At 59.5% G+C, this 17,207-nt stretch carries 16 protein-coding genes; 7 read left to right on the forward strand and 9 right to left on the reverse strand.

What is annotated here, in order from left to right:
* Positions 1 to 6: 6 nt before the first annotated feature.
* Genes ACZ5WT_RS17355 through coxB form a run of 5 tightly spaced genes read right to left on the reverse strand, consistent with a single transcriptional unit; the run spans position 7 to position 5,513 of the window.
* Complete coding sequence (locus ACZ5WT_RS17355) at positions 7 to 1,047, reverse strand: c-type cytochrome (protein WP_464285013.1); 1,041 nt, start codon at positions 1,045 to 1,047, stop codon at positions 7 to 9.
* Entirely contained in the window at positions 1,044 to 1,670 is a 627-nt protein-coding gene (locus ACZ5WT_RS17360) for a cytochrome c oxidase assembly protein (RefSeq protein ID WP_464285014.1), read from the reverse strand. Before ACZ5WT_RS17360 ends, ACZ5WT_RS17355 begins: the two co-directional genes overlap by 4 nt.
* Positions 1,667 to 2,074, reverse strand: a complete 408-nt coding sequence (locus ACZ5WT_RS17365) for a hypothetical protein (RefSeq protein WP_464285015.1) — start codon at positions 2,072 to 2,074, stop codon at positions 1,667 to 1,669. Before ACZ5WT_RS17365 ends, ACZ5WT_RS17360 begins: the two co-directional genes overlap by 4 nt.
* Positions 2,071 to 4,560, reverse strand: coding sequence for a cytochrome c oxidase subunit I (ctaD, locus tag ACZ5WT_RS17370; RefSeq protein WP_464285016.1), 2,490 nt, complete (start codon positions 4,558 to 4,560; stop codon positions 2,071 to 2,073). The genes ACZ5WT_RS17365 and ctaD overlap by 4 nt, the downstream gene beginning before the upstream one ends.
* Positions 4,557 to 5,513: a cytochrome c oxidase subunit II gene (coxB, locus tag ACZ5WT_RS17375; RefSeq protein ID WP_464285017.1), complete on the reverse strand. Its 957-nt coding sequence runs from the start codon at positions 5,511 to 5,513 to the stop codon at positions 4,557 to 4,559. The genes ctaD and coxB overlap by 4 nt, the downstream gene beginning before the upstream one ends.
* Before the next feature lie 139 nt (positions 5,514 to 5,652).
* On the opposite strand from coxB, the gene ACZ5WT_RS17380 reads away from it, so the two are divergent.
* The 3 genes from ACZ5WT_RS17380 (at position 5,653) to ACZ5WT_RS17390 (ending at position 7,721) form a co-directional block, all read left to right on the forward strand.
* On the forward strand, positions 5,653 to 6,147 hold the full coding sequence (locus ACZ5WT_RS17380) for a cytochrome b (RefSeq protein ID WP_464285018.1): 495 nt from the start codon (positions 5,653 to 5,655) through the stop codon (positions 6,145 to 6,147).
* 165 nt (positions 6,148 to 6,312) lie between these two features.
* On the forward strand, positions 6,313 to 7,095 hold the full coding sequence (locus ACZ5WT_RS17385) for a mechanosensitive ion channel family protein (RefSeq protein WP_464285019.1): 783 nt from the start codon (positions 6,313 to 6,315) through the stop codon (positions 7,093 to 7,095).
* A gap of 134 nt (positions 7,096 to 7,229) precedes the next feature.
* Entirely contained in the window at positions 7,230 to 7,721 is a 492-nt protein-coding gene (locus ACZ5WT_RS17390) for a YciE/YciF ferroxidase family protein (RefSeq protein ID WP_464285020.1), read from the forward strand.
* A gap of 320 nt (positions 7,722 to 8,041) precedes the next feature.
* Here ACZ5WT_RS17390 and ACZ5WT_RS17395 read toward each other — a convergent pair whose 3' ends face one another.
* Entirely contained in the window at positions 8,042 to 8,665 is a 624-nt protein-coding gene (locus ACZ5WT_RS17395; protein WP_464287237.1) for a hypothetical protein, read from the reverse strand.
* Positions 8,666 to 9,142: 477 nt separating this feature from the next.
* Here ACZ5WT_RS17395 and ACZ5WT_RS17400 point away from each other — a divergent pair, with 477 nt between their 5' ends.
* Positions 9,143 to 9,823, forward strand: coding sequence for a DUF1236 domain-containing protein (locus ACZ5WT_RS17400; RefSeq protein WP_464285021.1), 681 nt, complete (start codon positions 9,143 to 9,145; stop codon positions 9,821 to 9,823).
* A 105-nt stretch (positions 9,824 to 9,928) separates the two neighbouring features.
* On the opposite strand, the gene cfa is transcribed toward ACZ5WT_RS17400, so the two are convergent.
* Complete coding sequence (gene cfa / locus ACZ5WT_RS17405; RefSeq protein ID WP_464285022.1) at positions 9,929 to 11,035, reverse strand: cyclopropane fatty acyl phospholipid synthase; 1,107 nt, start codon at positions 11,033 to 11,035, stop codon at positions 9,929 to 9,931.
* Positions 11,036 to 12,125: 1,090 nt separating this feature from the next.
* Complete coding sequence (locus ACZ5WT_RS17410; protein WP_464285023.1) at positions 12,126 to 13,106, reverse strand: sterol desaturase family protein; 981 nt, start codon at positions 13,104 to 13,106, stop codon at positions 12,126 to 12,128.
* 365 nt (positions 13,107 to 13,471) lie between these two features.
* Here ACZ5WT_RS17410 and ACZ5WT_RS17415 point away from each other — a divergent pair, with 365 nt between their 5' ends.
* From ACZ5WT_RS17415 to ACZ5WT_RS17425, 3 genes are all read left to right on the forward strand, one after another.
* On the forward strand, positions 13,472 to 13,933 hold the full coding sequence (locus ACZ5WT_RS17415) for a hypothetical protein (RefSeq protein WP_464285024.1): 462 nt from the start codon (positions 13,472 to 13,474) through the stop codon (positions 13,931 to 13,933).
* Between the two features lie 338 nt (positions 13,934 to 14,271).
* Positions 14,272 to 14,502, forward strand: coding sequence for a hypothetical protein (locus tag ACZ5WT_RS17420; RefSeq protein WP_464285025.1), 231 nt, complete (start codon positions 14,272 to 14,274; stop codon positions 14,500 to 14,502).
* A 40-nt stretch (positions 14,503 to 14,542) separates the two neighbouring features.
* Entirely contained in the window at positions 14,543 to 14,770 is a 228-nt protein-coding gene (locus ACZ5WT_RS17425) for a hypothetical protein (protein WP_464285026.1), read from the forward strand.
* Between the two features lie 212 nt (positions 14,771 to 14,982).
* Here ACZ5WT_RS17425 and ACZ5WT_RS17430 read toward each other — a convergent pair whose 3' ends face one another.
* Complete coding sequence (locus ACZ5WT_RS17430) at positions 14,983 to 16,980, reverse strand: BCCT family transporter (protein WP_464287238.1); 1,998 nt, start codon at positions 16,978 to 16,980, stop codon at positions 14,983 to 14,985.
* Positions 16,981 to 17,207 lie beyond the last annotated feature (227 nt).

A 17,207-nucleotide genomic window follows, 5' to 3' on the forward strand; every position in this document is an offset into this window, starting at 1 on the left:
TCTCACTCACGGATGCAACGGCAAAACCCGTGACTTGCGGGTTACCTTTCCACGCCCATACCACTCCGCCAATTCGAGGATCTGCTCGGGCTCCAGCCCGCGAACAACCTCGGCCATGATGTGGGCGTCCGGGCCGCCGCGCTCGCTGCCCAACAACTTGAACAGCTCGAGCTGGTTCAGCAGATAGTCGGCGTCCTGGCCCTCAAGGCGTGGAAAGCCCGGTCGGGCAGTAGTGCCGTGACAGGATTCACAGGCGGGCACATCCCGCTCAGGAATGCCGGCCCGGGCGATTTCTGCGACGTCGACATTCCCCGCATGCGCTTGCACGGTGACGCCACGACCATAATGCTCGGCCAGTTCCGCAATATCTTCATCCGATAGCCTGCGCGCCGCGGCCATCATGGTGCCGCTCTGCCGCGTCCCGTCCCGGAACGCCCTCAGCGCTGTCTCGATATAGACCGGCGTCTGGATATCGAGCCTCGGCGTCCCCGGCACGAGCCCTTCGCCGTCTGCGCCATGGCAGCGCGCGCAACCATTAGCGCTCGCATCCCCGACCAACTCGGCATAGCCCCCTCGATCAAGGTCAGGCAGCGTCTGGAGGAACGCCACCATGTCCCAGACCTCGTCGTCGCGCATTTGCGTGGGCCATCCGGGCATAGCCGTGCGGCCAATGCCGTGTTTTACCGTGGCGAAAACGCGGGCTTCAGGATGCCACTGCCCCATACGGTCCACCAGTTCGGGTGGCGGCGGGCTGAGATTTTCTGCGAATTGTTGTGCGGGCGCCTCAGGACTGCCATGACAATCGGCGCAAACCATCTCGTAGTGCCCGGCACCCCGCTGCGCCATGCCAGGTTCGTCGAGCGCGGGTACTTCGACCCCCAGTGACCATAGGGTTATGCCCTGCTGCGCGGCCAGGTTGAAATACCAGTCAAGCACGGGCGGCTGCCCCGGCTCTGCCGAGCTGGGGATCAGCCCGCTCAGCGGGACGAAACCGAGGCCGAGAATACCAAGACAGGCGCCGACCAGGTAAGGCTTGAGCTTGGTCATGTCGCCCCCCGCCGCTGCAGCACGCGCGCCATCAGGATTAGCCCACCCGCGAGGTAGATGACGCCGCCAATTGCCAGCATGATGACGCCACCCAATTGCTGATCGACCAGCGCCGACAGTACGTACCCAGCGTGTTGCAGGTGATCGCCATATATTGGGCGAGGCGCCAGCCCGATCAGCGCGCCCAGCAAGGTCATGTGCATGGAGGTGAAGAACAGCGCCATGGCCCCTGCCAGTGCTGCGCTTTGGCGCGTGGCGCTGGTGCTGGAAAGGGCCACCAGCCACACTAGCAATGAGACGATCGCAAAGCTCGCTTGCTCGGCCACCAAGGCCCATGGGTGGGTTCGTGATGCGTGGTGCAAGGCAGGTGCATGCCAGCCCCAGACCACAACAAGGTCGAGTATGCTCACCGCGATCGGCAACGCGATCTGCGAGCGCAGCCAGTTTCGCCGCGCCACATAGGCGCCGATGCCGCCCGCCAGCAGCGGCACCCCCATGCCCACCACCGTCATATGCAGGGTCATGTGGGCTGCGAAACCATCAGCCACCATGCCGGGCAACGGCCCTGCCCAGGCCAGAAGCAGAATGGCAAGTCCCGCTATGGTCAAAGGGCGATCGATCATCGGCAAGTCGAGAGATAAAGCATGGGGATGGTGACGTAGAGCACCGCAACGGCCGACAGGATGCAGAGCATCAGCGTCACATGGCTGAGAAAGCGGTGCCGTTCCTCTGGCGTGTTGTGCTCGAATTCAAAGTCATTGTCGGTCAGGCTGCGGGCCCGCACCTGCCAGATTTGATGGGTTAAAAGGCCGATCATGGCCAATGCCACAACCGTCATGATGATGACGACCGCCATCGGGTGCTCCAGCGGAGCGTCCCGCCCTGCCTTCGCGCAAAACACGGCCGCATAGACGTAGCAAAACAGGAAGTGCACCGCCCAGACGATTGGCGCAGCGATCACACGCCACAGATCGGTGCCGTGGCCTGTTTCGCGTTCCACTTCATTATTGGCGCGTTTTGGACTCATTGCAGCAGCGGGAAGCCTCCGATGACCAATGCAGTAAGCAACGCGCAGAAGCCCGCGAAGTGCCAGTAAAGGGTCACGTTCCACAGCTCCGCGTCGTGGCCTGACGTCAGCTTGCCGAAGATCGATCGAGCAAGTGCATAGGCCTGCATGATCATGCCCGCCATGAGATGGATAACCACCCAGACCACGAGCCCCCAGACAATGGCGGGATAGGAATGGGAGGTGGGATCGAGCCCCGTCGTCCAGGGACCGGCCATGAGTGCAAGGCCGGTCAGGCCGGCTCCCGCCAACCCGGCGCCCAGCAGCCAACGGGCCAGTACAACGCGCCCGGCGGCATTGCTCACTCGTGCCGCCAGTGTCACGGCCCAGGTCAGAACCGTCAGTCCGGCCGCAACCACTGGCCACTGCCATCCCGGTCCCTCGATGCCGATCGGCGGGAAATTGGGGTGAATGGTCCAGAAAAAGAAATAGCCGAAGAGCACAGCGAGAAACGCCGTGAGGTCGCCTGTCATGGTGATGAACATGGCCCACCACCCGGTGGATTTTGGCCCCGCCACATAGAGCGGCACGCGGCGGCCGTCGCCAATATCCTTGGTCTGTTTTTCCGGGATTTCTCCGGTCCCCGTCCAGAGCCAGTAGAGCACCACCGCGAGGAAGAAAATGCCGCTGGCCAGCACCAGCCACCAGAGCTTCCACGTGGAAAGCACAAACACCCCGCCCAGTCGGGCCGCCGCCAGCGCAGGCAGCCATGTCGGTGTGCCCACCCGCAGCACCTGCACTGGCTCCGCGTCGAGAACCGAAGTCACCATCGTCTCGCGCCGCCCCTCCCTGGCGTCGGCAAGATACCCGCGTCCCCCGTCAATCGTCTTGAGAAGGTTCGGGTCGTCCCAAAGCGGATAGCGACTGTTGATATGCGGGATCGAACGCAGTCCCCAATCATCGGTCGGCACCCTGCCAACCCATTCCAGGGTGCCGGCATTCCACACATTGCGGGGCGCATCCGGCTGCTTTTTCTTGGAGCGCACGCAATCCCAGACGAACAGCAGGAACCCTGCGGCGAAAATGAACGCCCCGATGGTGGAGATCATGTTGAGCGTGTCCCACCCCCGCTCGGCGCCATAGGTAAAGACCCGGCGAGGCATGCCCAGCAGGCCAGTCAGGTGCATGGGCAGGAACGTCACGTTGAAGCCGATGAAGCTCAGCCAGAACGACCAGATGCCCAGGCGTCGCGACAGGGACTTCCCGGTGGCGAAGGGATAGTAGTACTGCACGCCCGCCATCACCGGAAAAAGCATGCCGCCGATGAGGGTATAGTGCAGGTGGGCAACGATGAAATAGGTGTCGTGCACCTGAAAATCGAACGGCGCTACTCCGATCATCACGCCGGTCAGTCCGCCGACAATGAACGATGCCAAGGCGCCCAGGCAGAACAGCATGGGCACGGAGCGGACCACCTTGCCCAGCATCACGGTCGCTATGAAAACGAAGAGTTGGATCCCGGTCGGAATGGCCACGGCCTCCGACGCCGCCGAGAAAAAGCCCAGGGAAATCGAGGGCAGACCGGTGGTGAACATGTGATGCACCCAGAGCCCGAAGCTCAGAAAGCCGGTACCAATGGCCGAGAGGACGATCCAGGAGTAGCCCGCAATCGGTCGTTGCGAAAACGTCGGCACGATCATTGCCAGCAGCGCAATTGCCGGCAGGAAGATGATGTACACCTCCGGATGTCCGAAGATCCAGAACAGGTGCTGCCACAGCAGCGGGTCCCCTCCCCGCGTCACATCGAAGAACGGCCAGTCGAAGGCACGCTCCATTTCGAACAGGAAGTCGCCAGCGATGAGCGGCGGGAAAGCAAACAGGATCATCGCGCCGACAATCAGCACGTACCAGCCGTAAAGGGGCGTCAGGTTGATATGCATGCCTGGCGCCCGGCACTTCAGCACGCCGACGATCAACTCTACTGCCGCAGCGATGGAGGCCACCTCGATGAAGGAGAGGCCCAGCAGCCAGATATCGGCGCCGATCCCCGACTGCTCGGTCGAGAGAGGCGGATACATGAACCAGCCGGCATCAGGCGCCGCATTGAAGAAGATCGAGCCACACACGAACACGCCGCCGATGAGGAAGCACCAGAAGCCGAAGGCGGAAAGGCGCGGGAATGGCAGATCGCGAGCGCCCAGCATTGCAGGGAGGATCAGGATCGCCACCGCCTCGAAGATCGGTACGGCGAACAGGAACATCATCACCGTGCCATGCAGGGTGAACATCTGATTATAGGATTCGGCAGGAACGAGGCCATTATCCGGGACAGCCAATTGGGTCCGCATGATCAGGGCCAGCCCGCCGGCAAACAGCATGAAGGCGAATGCCGTCGCTATGTACCAGACGCCGATCACCGAGTTGTTCACGTCGGAGAAGTAGCGCCAGCCGCTCGGTCGCGCCCAGACCTTGGCCAGTCGTTTTTCCTCAGCGGCCTTGTCAGTCATTTGAGCTCCAGCAAAAAGTCCACGATGGCAGCGCGTTCTGCGTCGCCCAGCGTAGCGAATGAGGGCATTCGGACACCGGGCTTGATGTGACTTGGCGCCACCAGCCAGTCCGCCAGATTGGCCTCGGTCAACGCCAGTGTGTCCGCGCCGATACTGCGGCGACTGGCAAAATGAGTGAGATCGGGGCCAACCGAGCCTGCCTCGCTGACGCCACGCACCACGTGACAGGCGCCGCAACCCGCGCCGAGAAATGCCTCGGCGCCAGCCGCCTGGGCCGCCGGTTGCTGTTGCGCCTCGAGCCAGGTCTCGAATTCGGCCGCCTCGTGCACCACTACGGGAAAGGCCATCAGCGCATGAGAAGGCCCGCAGAACTCGGCGCACGCCCCACGATAGATCCCTGCTTTGGTCGGGGTCAGCCGCAGAAGATTGGTGCGACCGGGAATGGCGTCCATCTTGCCGCCCAGTGAAGGTATCCAGAATGAATGGATCACATCGGTCGTGGTCAGCACGAACTCGACCGTGGCGCCAACCGGCAGATGAACCTCGTTAGCCGTCGCGACGCGTACTCCGCCGTCCGCTTCATAGGCTAGACGCCACCAAAACTGCTCGGCAGCGACATGAATTCTGAGATCGGGAGGATCGCGCTCTGTCCAACTCGGCAGCAGCCCCAAGCCAAACACCAGCAGCGCGGCAAGCCCAACGGTAGGAAAGGCCCCGCCGCCGAAAAAGACAAACCTGTCGGCGAAGCGTTCGCTGCGCGGTCGCTTTTTCCCGACCACCGCATAAAGAGCTGCCCCCATGATGACGCACCAGACCGCAGCACCGCCGATGGTCATGAACCAGAACAAGTTTGCCAGTTCGGTGGCGTCTTCGCCGGCAGGATGCAGGGCACTCTGTTCTGGCTGGCACGCAGCAAGAAAAACGCAAGAAAACAGCAAGAAAAGCGCACGCATGCAGGCAGAAAAAGCCCGCTTTCTTGATGAAAATCTGGAAGAAACTTGCGGTCTCATCCGCCCCCGCACAATGAGATGCCATCAGGGAACGCACTGTCCCGCCAAAGAGTTCCTGACTTATCCCCGCACCGGATAGGCCATGCCCCAGCCCAGAAACTACTCAACTATCCAGATCATCCTGCACTGGACCATAGCCGCGCTGGTCATCTTCCAGCTCTTCGTCAACCAGTCGATCCAGCATGCCTTTTCGGATCGTTTGGATGGAGAGCCCATTGGCGAGATGGGCGTAGCGCTTCTCCATATTTCCGTAGGGTCAACCGTGCTTTTGCTGGCTGTGGTACGCCTCGCCATCCGTCTCGTTCGAGGCGCTCCGGCGCCGTATGCCGACACACCCGCAATCCTCAACTGGCTCGGTCAAGCGGTGCATATCCTGCTCTACGGCTTCATCTTCCTCATGCCGCTGACCGGCGCCGTCGCCTGGTTCGCGGGCATCGAACTGGCAGCGCAACTGCATGAGCTCGGCCGACTTATCCTCGTCCCGGCCATCGGCCTTCACATCCTCGGCGCCCTGGCAGAGCACTTCGTCTTCCGCAACGACACCCTAAAGCGCATGCTTGGCGCGACCGGCGACTAGCGAACAATGCCGTAGACAACCCGCGAAGCCAATTGGAGCTGGCGTGTCTAAAAGCGTGTCTGATCCTCAATCGCCGCCTGTGCGCGCAGACAACTTTCCTTCCCGCCCTCAGCAACCATTGAGCGATTGAGGGATTTGCCAAACAGCAGATTTTGGAGCGGGTATTTGATCAACGACGCATTTCTCGGGATTTCGACTGCTTGGATCATTACCAATCTTTGGTCGCTAATCATCGCGGTGGTGGTGCTGGTGGGCGGCTGGTTCATCGCCAAGCTGGTGTCCGGTTACGCGATCACTCTGCTCTCGCAGCGACTAAGGCAAGACGTGACGATCGCGCCGCTCGTGGGCCAAGTGCTCCGGTACGCTATTCTGTTCGTGACGATTATTGTGGTCCTCGGTCAGTTCGGTGTTGAAACAGCATCGATATTGGCCGTGTTGGGTGCCGCGGGCCTGGCCATAGCCTTGGCATTGCAAGGGACACTATCCAACATCGCCGCTGGCATCATGTTGGTCTTCCTTCGCCCCTTCAACGCGGGCGACTATATCGACGCCGACGGTATTGCCGGGACCGTAGTTGAAGTAGGACTCTTCGCGACGCAGTTGCGCACTATCGACGGCATCTTCATCTTCGCGCCCAACTCCAAGTTGTCCAACGTCAAGATTCTCAACTACAGCCGCGAACGCTCGCGCGTGGTCGAAATCAAGTTCACCGTTCCTCGATCTGCGAATCTCACGACGGTTCGCTCGACGGTCGAGGAGTCTCTGAAGACCGAGTTTTCCACGCCGGACACCAGGCCAGAGATCCTCGTTGATGCCTTGGCTGATACCACCGTGACTCTAGCGGCCCGCATTCCGGTTGCCAGCCGCGACTGGTGGCGCGCTCGCTCCCTCTTGCAGGAACGGCTGAAGGAAACCCTCGATCACGCTAATGGCTTCGTCGGTGCGTGACGGTACCCAGGCCGAACGCGACGGTACCAGGGCGTCGACGCTAGTCAGAGAGTTGCAGCGATCAACAACTGGGAACCAGCGTCGAACGCCCTCCGTTTTGCAGCCAGCGTCATGATCAAGAACTGGAGATAACAATGGCCACCGAAAAAACCCTGGATGACCTGTTTTTGGACACGCTGAAAGACATCTATTATGCGGAGCGGCAGATCGTAAAAACGCTGCCGAAGATGGCTGCGGCCGCAACGTCACCGGATCTCAAGGCGGGCTTTGAGAAACATCTCGAAGAGACCGAAGGGCATGTCGTACGACTTGAGCAAGTCTTCGAGTTAATGGGAAAGTCTCCCCGCGGCAAGACCTGCGACGCAATCCTCGGCATCATCGAGGAAGGCAAATCAATCATCGAAGACTTCAAGGGCACTGCTGCTCTGGACGCTGGCTTGGCATCTTCTGCGCAGGCCGTCGAGCACTATGAAATCGCCCGTTACGGTAATCTCAAAACGTGGGCCGCCCAGCTTGGAATGACCGAAGCGGTGAGATTGTTCGACGCGACTCTTCAAGAAGAAGTTGCCACAGACGAAGCATTGAGCCGCCTGGCCACAACGTCTTTGAACGAAAAAGCTGCATAATGATCGTTGGCGCGCTATGCGCGCCAACGCTTCCCATCGGGCGACACGGTCATCTGCGAGCGGGATACATTTGAGGAGGACCTTCTGTGGCGAGCGGGCACTACGTCGTCTCTCAACTGGCGTCCATATGGCAGTTTAGTCACTTGGGTCAGGTGACTGGGCCCTACTCTTCGCGGGGAGCCGCGATTTCTGCAGCCAAGGCCAATAATCAAGCAGACGGCGAGGTGATTGTTCGCGATGCCGACATGCGAACGCATACCGTTTGGCGCGCTCGCGTCGAATGAAGCTACCGTAGAATGGGAATGAATCTAGCCCAGCTTTCAGCGAAGCGGGCCATTGCGCTCGAACTCTTCCCAACCAACCAGATTTGGTGCTGCAGTGGTATCGGAAACGGCGTGCGTCTCGCCGCTGGCTTTTTGCGTGCGGCTCAATCTCCTGTTCCATGCTGCACGTCGTCGATTTTCAGCGGCCGTCTGTGCGTCCGTTTCCCGCCAGGTCGCAATCAGTTCGCCGTTCAACAAGTCTTCAACCTCAAGCGGATCAAAAACGTGGAAGGTCACCTTCCGAGCCCGTCCTCGCAACTTTACGGTCCGTGTTCCGGCGCTAGTCAAACGGCCGTCTTTGAGCCATCGGTGACGTTCGGTTGTGGTGATGGCCAGAATGTCCTCGAGTTCTCTCGGAATGACCGGGAGATTTTGAATGCCCACCAAGCATTCGCTTATTGCCGTCACTGCGGCATTGAATTCGGAGGCGAAGTCTGCAGCCACCCTTAGGGTGAGTACCCCGGTCTCCATTTCGAAGTGTCGCCTAATGCCAAAAGGCAGCTTCGAGCGTAATTCAAGAAAAATACCCCTGGCCCGGACCGACGATCCCAATGTGGCTTCGCCCGGAACCATCCACTGCCGAACCAAGTCCTGCCCTGATTTCTGTGTTGGGTGCGACATGGGCATCAGATGGGTTCGTTCTCGGGCAGCTTCAACGTTGTTCACCGAAACTTGGCATAGGTTCACAGCGATCGCCCTTCGCCAGCGGGGTTACACACAAAAGCCACAAGGGTGAATCCGCCGGTTCCGCGACTGTTTGCAGCGCTCGTTTGCGTGTGCCGGCTCCGCCTGCGGTGCAAAGGAACCGGAGGCAGAACGGGGCGTTAATGATGCCGTGGCGCCGCCGGACCTGGCGTTGCGGGCGAGGCACAGATCCAACCCCTAACTGTGTCTCGCCCTACCTTCATCGCTTGAGCCAGACGACCGAAGGGATCGGGTACGACACGATAAGCAGACAGGCCTTACCCACTCCGACGTCAGCACATGCGAGGAACGATTTCGCTCCTATCGCGGTTTGGTAAATGCGATCTCGGGAAGTACCCGAACAGATAAACTGAATTGCTTCGCACAAAACACGTGGCACAACAGGAGATCACGATGAATAGAATCATCGCGCTAGCGACTGTCGCAGCACTTGCGGGCACCGCTTTTGCAGGTACCGCTGTCGCTCAGACCACCTCTGCAACCGCGACTGCCGAACTCAACATTCGTTCGGGCCCAGGGCCCCAGTATCCGTCCGTCGGGTTTATCGCTGCTGGGGACAGCGCCGCGGTGGACGGTTGCCTGCAGAACAGCAAATGGTGTCGCGTAACCTATGACGGCGTCACCGGCTGGTCTTATTCCGATTATCTGACGGCCGACCTTTCAGGCCAGACGGTGGTTCTCACCGACCGCTATCCAGAAGTGGGCCTTTCCACGGTCACGTACGAGTCCAGTGGTGGTCTTGCCGGTGGCGCCGTTGCCGGAGCGACGACCGGCGCCGTGGTGGGAGCATTGATTGCTGGTCCCTTGGGAGCCGCCATCGGAGGCGCAGTTGGCGCAACTGGCGGCGCCACCGCCGGAGTTATCATTGACCCGCCCGAAGTCGCCCGAACCTACGTCATGGCGAACCCTCTGGACCCAGTCTATCTCGACGGCGAAGTCGTCATCGGGGCCGGAATTCCGGACACGGTAACCCTGCACGCAATCCCCGATTACAACTACGAATACGTCTATATTAACGGCCAGCCGGTGCTTGTGGACCCCACAAACCGCCAGATCGTCTACATCGTCCGTTAATATCTTCTGTGCCGGTGGCATGACCGCCGGCACAGTTGCCCGCGCCCCCCTCAGGGCCGTCTCCGGTGCCTGCCGCGGTTCATTGGCTCGATTTGAAATGAGCTTTTAGCGCTGTGTTACATACCCGTCTGGAACACCTCTGGACGAAAAAACAAACTGCCAGACCTGTAGGGCCCGCGCGCGAAATCCTCCAGCGCAGCATAGCAGGTAGTATTGCCACATTCGGTAGAAGCGCTCGCTCTGTTTAGTGCGCGGCCATTTCGCAGCAAAATTCTGCGACCATGCGACAAGAGTCTTGTCATAGTGCGGGCCAATGTTGTGCACGTCTATAGGGACAAAAAGTCCCTCAATGGCAGCGCCGATTTGCGCCATTGAGGGAATGACGCCACCGGGGAAAATGTATTTTTCCAACCAAGGGTCAATCGTCGACATGCTGTTCGCTGAACCCACGGTGTGCAACATAAATAGGCCGTCGTCCGCGATAGCGCGGTGGGCGGCCTCAAAGAAAGATCGATAGTTCTTGTTGCCGACATGCTCAAACATGCCCATCGACACGACGTGGTCCACCTTACCGATGAATTCGCGGTAGTCTTTCACCTGGAACTCGACGGAAAGACCGGCGTAGCGCTCGCGTCCATATGCGGCTTGGTCGGGTGAAATGGTCACACCGATGCACTTCGCGGCATATCTTTCGGCGGCAAATCCCATGTACGCCCCCCAGCCGCAACCGATGTCCCAAACCGACTGGCCCGGCTTGACCCCGATTTTGCGGCATACCATGTCGAGCTTGGCTTCCTGGGCCTGATTGATGTTGGAAACGCCGCTTTGCCAGTAGCCGCAAGACCCCGTCATTCGATCGTCCAGTGAGGCCCGATAGGCGTCCGTTTCGCTATAGTGCATAGCGGCCACCCGCCGGGATCGGGAAATCGTCTGCATGTTGATCAGGCGCGCCTGTAGCGTTTGCCAGATTAGGTTCAGCGACGGGCGGAAGTTCCTGTCCACCGTTTTGGAGATGGCGCGGTTGAAGAACTCAGCCAGGTCTTCGCAATCCCACCAACCATCCATGTAGGCCTCACCCAAACCCAGCGTACCTTCAGCCAGAAATCGGTGCCACAGCCGGTCATTATGCACCTGCATATCCCAAGGCTCGGGGCCATTCACTACGATGCCGGCTTCAGCAAGCACGGCGATGACTGCCGATTTGTCATTCACAGGATCAAGTCCTAGCCAAGCGCGCATCGCGCACGAGCACGTGGAATTTCAGCCGATTTTACGGTCGGCGCAGCCCCGCGCGCTCTAAGGCAAACGGTCTAAGTCATAGCACTTCCCTAACGCTGGGTTTGAGCGTCGGGCGCTTTGCCCCGCTCCCTTTGCGGGCACCTTTTGGGGCGGGAAGTCATGTGTCACCGATAGAGCCTTTGTGATCGACGCATGTTTGATCGTGACGGAACAGCTAACCGGATCCCCCGTTGGTTCATTGTGACGAGCAAGTCGCATCTCCGCACCGAAAGGATAGGATCATGCCGAACACGGGCACAAATCGTGGCGACTCTCCTGAGCAGCATAAGGCTGGTCAGCAGAGCCACAAAAACGCTCAAGGCGTGACTGGCAACGAGTCTAATCAGAACAGGGACGAGAAGGACGCGGGTCAGCGTGGCGGCACACACGAGCAACATGGGAAGGCTGGCCAACAAAGCCATAAGAACCGCTAATGGCCACCGCAACCGCCGAGTAAATCTAGCCAGAGGACACCATGCCCTCTGGCCGACTGTGCTCTTCCTCAAAGAGCAGCTCGACCAAAGCATAGGTCCCAACGTTTGCTCCGATTTGAGTGAAGGCGGCCTTATCGCCCAGGCTGGCCATAAGGCTTGAGCAGGCTCCCATTCTGCCAGCTCACCCCGCTTCGACGGTAGAGAGCCACCTGGAACTTGTCGGCCGGGAGCATCGTTGGAACACTTTGTGGCGCCCCTTGAGCGCTTCGTTTTTAGCATCGGACACTGGCCCCGCTCTATGCGGGGCTTTTTTGTGTGTTCCGGAGCACACGTCTCATCACTCAACCTGATATGACGCCTCATAGAACGGCAGCGATGTAAGGTCATAGCGCAATAGGGGAATACCCTTTGATCAGGAAGCGTGGACTAATCCTCCGAAGCTTAGGCGCATCGTGCACCAAAGCCTAGGGAGGGCAGCGGGCCCCATCCAACCGCCCTCCCACTTCACCCTGTCGTGCCAACCAGCAGCATTTTGGCCCCGGCTTACACATACCGGGGTCAAAACTCGCCCTGGCAAGACAATTGGTGGGTTAAGTGCGGTCATCCCCGCTGGCACCCGAAGGCCCCGGTGCGGCAGGTTTGCCGTCGAGAAGATGTATGCCGCGCTTGGCGCGCGCTAAACCGACCTCGGCATCTTGGCCCGCGCGCTGAAAGAACCGGATTTCTGTGGCGATGGTCTCCGTGAATGGATCGGTCTGATTGAAGTAATCTCGGTCCAAACCGAGGGCCGCGCCTTCAGTGTCACCATCGTAGTAGGTGCCAAACAAATGGTCCCAAACGGGGAAATAGTTGGCAAAATTCTGGTTGTGATGTTCGGGCCGTCGTGAGTGATGGATAAAATGGTCGCGAGGGGACTGGATTACATATTTGCCAAACCAACCGTGCCAGGGAATGGCACTGTGCTTCACTAGGCCAATGGTGCCAAAGGCTATCGTCACCACTGCAAACTCGGCGGTTGGCAGCCCGATCAAGAGTGCTGGGACGACCATGACGATCATGTTTATCGCCTTCTCCAGCGGATGCTCTCGCGCCGATGTCAGCGCGTTGAACTCCTCGGCGGCGTGGTGAAACTCGTGTAACCGCCACAATACAGGAAACCGGTGCATCAAGCGGTGCTGCCAATAGCTTAGGAAATCTGCGAGCACCAGGTACGATAAGACGTGGGCCCAGCCCGGCATCTTCTGGCCAAGTCCCAAATGGTTGGCATTTTCGGCGGTCTTTGTGACCGCATAAGACAAACCGAAAGAAGCAAGCGCGGCGAACAGGGTGATCAAGCCCGTCGCTTGCAGCACGAAATAGACAATGTCGGTGACGGTGGACTTGCTGCGCTCGAAGAAGACTCGGCGGAACCCCGACTGACCGTATCCAACATAGGCCAGCTCAACGGCGAATACCGCCAGAACCAGTCCGATAGAAATGGCGAAGGTAACTGCCATTGCCGCGCCGTTCAGGTAGTAGGTATTGTAGAAAAAGCCTCCCAGCTTCTGCAGCCCAACTCCGACCAAATCCATGGCGCGTCTCCAAAAAGAGCGGCCTCAGCGTAATCCCGTTGACGTGCGGTTGCCAGAATACTCCCAGGGGGATTGGACGTCACTTTGATGTATTCCCGAGTGCGTCGTCTACGAGGGCGGGCCTACCAAGCTTTACCTGGCTGCCCCAAATCGGACGGAACCCCAACAAGGCCACTGCCGTTGACCAATCGAGGCGCTGCGCGCGTCAACCGGACGCGGTGGCATGGGGAACGATGTGGTTTTTCCGGTTTCCCATATCGGCCAACGAACTGGCAGCCGAGCCCCTACCCCACCCGCGCAGCGCCCAACATGCGAAGATTCGTTGTCGCAGTCTTTGAACGCCATTCAAGCTGAGAGGAAGCATCGTGAGGAAAATCGCAGCCCTTGGAATTGCCAGCGCACTGGCGATTGTTTCTGCAAATTCAGTATTGGCGCAACAGCCAACTGCGCAGCCAGTCGAAGCGCCAGCAACGCCCCCAGGCGCATCCGCCAACAAGGGTGGAGAAATTATCGAGAACTACGGCACTATCATTGATGCCATAGGCCAGATGGCTGCGGGAGACGAAATTTCCACGTTGCCTTCAGAAGGCCTGACTCTTGTCCTGCTTAGCTCCCTGGATGGCGATGTCAATCACGATGGAGCAGCAGTGGACGCGGCCATCACTGACCATCAGGCAGCAATTGCCGCGCTTCGTGCGGCAGTAGCCGGCAATGAAGTTGTGTCGGCCAAACTGGAGGAAAGCGGCCTTTCGGCCGAGAATGCCATTGCGATCGGCCAAAATGCCGATGGCACCTGGCGCCTGTACGTCGATGACCGTGAGCAATAGCTGCGCAGATTTGTGAAATGCGACGCCGCCCAAGATGTGCCCCTAACACATTGTCGCCCTCGCGGCCCATTTCACATCTGAAAGATCACGTCCAGCGCCACCACGTCATCACCGCGCTCTATTGACCTCGTCCACCGACAAAAGAAACCCGGGTCGGTGAGCGTGGCACCATAACTCCGGTTAATTCGTTCGACTATCGTCGGACAAGGGCGTAGCATTCTCTCCGACCGGACCAAGCTGTTGCCCTGCGGGCGCTGTTTTCTGGGCGTTCCCTGCGCAATCACATAGGTGTCCTTCCCCGATACCCGGAGGAAGAGGTTCTACGCATGGAGCTTTTCATGTTTACCGAAAACGTCGTCCAAGAAGTTGCCGTCACCTATGAAGGCGAAGAGCACAAGGCGGCTTACTTCATCGAAAACGGCGTCATCCACGCCAACATCAACGGCAAGAATCTGCGCCTGCCGCATGGCCGTGCCCCGGTTGAGCAGACGGTAAAAGCCGTGCTGATCGGGATGCTGGAGCGGCAAGGCCGCTTGGCGGATGGCCTGCAGGGCTATCAGATCCCGTAGAGCCCGAACGGTCTGCACCCACCCCGGGGAGCAGCTATTGATGGTCCAGATCTTCATTCTTAAAGCGGTCAACGACTCTCAGGCGAGCCTGCTGGTGCTGCCCGACGCCCCAAAGTCGACCGTACCGTCGCACCTGCGAGCTGCAGACTGGAAGTACATTCTGACCACATCCGCCGATGACGAACTTATCGGAGGAGCAGGTTCGGCACTTGAAGAATTGCTAAGGCGCGATGGGTACGTGTTATTGCGGGCGCTAAATTCTCACTGACCGCGATTGCGGCCGGGTGAAAGTATTGTCGGGTGGCTTAGGTTAAGACCCGGGCTAGACAGGAGGCTTCGCGCCCCAGCAAGCTACCCATGATCTGGCGAATATCTGCGGTCCGCGCCTCTATGACGTAAGGCGCTCTATGACGTAAGGCGCTAACACCTGCACCATGAAGCGGTCAGTCCAGGTCGGAGCCCGGGAGGCGCAAGTACGTTCTATCCACCGCTTGGGTGCTCGGGCGCACCATGAAGCAGTTGGACTTCCGGCGACATCACAAGCGCCAGGTATCGCTCGAATTGCACCAGGACGTCGGCGATGATCTGGTCGCGGTCCATGCCCATGATATCGTAGCCGCGGCTGCCGCTGGAGAAATAGGTGCGCGCCTCGTATCGCATTTCGGGTTTGCCGGTAGCCATTGGCGACAATACCGCCACCGGATGGCTGGCAAGGGAGACGCCGTAGACAAAGTCGCGCATACCCTCGGCCGGAGATCGCAGCACCACCGCTCCATTTTCTCCGGCGTCGACGTTGGTCGGCCGCCCCCTTGTCGTCAGTTCATCGGCGACCTGCTTGAGAGCGGATTGAACCTGCGTGTCGATAAAACGCTGAACCTCCGGCTTGCGCGGCGCCCACAGCATCAGGCCCAACCGGCGTTGCCAGGTGACGCCGGCGGCGGGCTGCGCCGGAACGGCGCTGGCCACGGCGTGGTGTGCCTGCTGCTGGGCGACATCTGCGCGCATGCCGGTGACGAGCGACCATAGTAGGGCAAGGATAACGACCGCGAAGGGCAACGCACTCGCAATGGTGACCGATTGCAATGCCCCTACCCCGCCCGCGAGCAGCAGGACGGCAGCGACCGCTCCGGAAATGGCGCACCAGAATACACGCTGCAGAATAGTGGTTTCAGTGTCGCCACCGGCCGCTATTGCGTCCACCACGAGTGAACCGGAATCGGCCGACGTAACGAAAAAGATTGCCACCAGGATGACGGCAAGCGTCGAGGTTACCGTCGGGAACGGCAGATAGGTGAAGAACTCGAACAGCCCGACGGAGAGGTCGTTGGCAATGGCCGCGCCCAGGGCGCCCCCCGCTACTCCCGCATCGATGGAAATGGCGGTGTTGCCGAAGACCGTCATCCAGATGAAGGTGAATCCTGCGGGGATGAACAGAACCGCCGTGATGAACTGGCGAACGGTGCGGCCCCGGGAGATGCGGGCGATGAACATGCCGACAAAGGGGGACCAGGAGATCCACCATGCCCAATAGAACAAAGTCCAGGCGTCGATCCAGGGCGTCGGCTCATAGGCGTAGATATTGAAGGTTCGCAGAACGAAACTGTCCAGGTAGAGCCCCAGGTTCTGGACGAAATCGCGGAACAGGTCTGCAGTAGGTCCGGCCAGCAGGACGAACAGCATCAGGCAGATCGCAACGAGCAGGTTGATCTCAGAGAGAATTCGCACGCCTTTATCCAGTCCGCTGACGACCGACAGGGTCGCCATGCCGGTCACTGCGGCGATAATCATCAGTTGCACGGATGGTGAGACCGGCCATCCGAACAAGAAATTCAATCCGGAATTGATCTGGTTGACGCCCACGCCCATCGACGTTGCCAGCCCGAATATGGTGCCGACAATCGCGAAGATGTCGACGACATGGCCGATGGGACCGTTGATGCGTTCTTTGAGAAGAGGATAGAGGCCGGAGCGGATAGTCAGCGGCAGGTTATAGCGGTAGCCGAAGTAGGCCAGCGAAAGGCCCACAACGGCATAGATCGCCCAGGCGTGTACACCCCAATGGAGGAACGTTACCGACATGGCCTCGCGCACAGCCGCAATGGAGCGCGGTTCGGCCGTCGGCGGCGCCATGTAGTGGGTCATGGGCTCGCCTACGCCGTAAAACATCAGGCCGATACCCATGCCGGCGGCAAACAACATCGCAATCCACGACACGAAGCTGAAGTCAGGCACCGAGTCATCCGGCCCGAGCTTGAGATTGCCGAAGCGGCTGAGGCAGATCAGCAGCATGGCTGCAAGCACGATGCCAACAGCGAGCAGGTAAAACCAGCCGAAGTTGGTCAGAATGCTAGACTGCAGGCTTCCGAAAATCTCGCCGGCCTGCGACGGGACGACAATTCCGATCGCCAAAAATATGGCAATGATCCCCAGCGATCCGAAGAAAACTGGTCGATTGATGACGAAGGGTTTGATTACCATGGTCGCCAGGCCTCTGACTGCTGGCCAAGCGCGCGGCCAGCTCCATAACAAGAACACTGGCATCAACAAGGTTCCGTCTGGGTCAAACAGACCAACGGAGTGCATTCGCTTCTCGTTAGATTTCAAGCGGCCTATTTTCTGGAACGAGGTCGTAATCTGCCCGACCTGTTGGGGTGGGAACAGGACGGGCAAGGCGCCGAGCTCTTGATCAGGCGACGAACACGGCC

Source organism: Devosia sp. T2-14 (assembly GCF_055397495.1).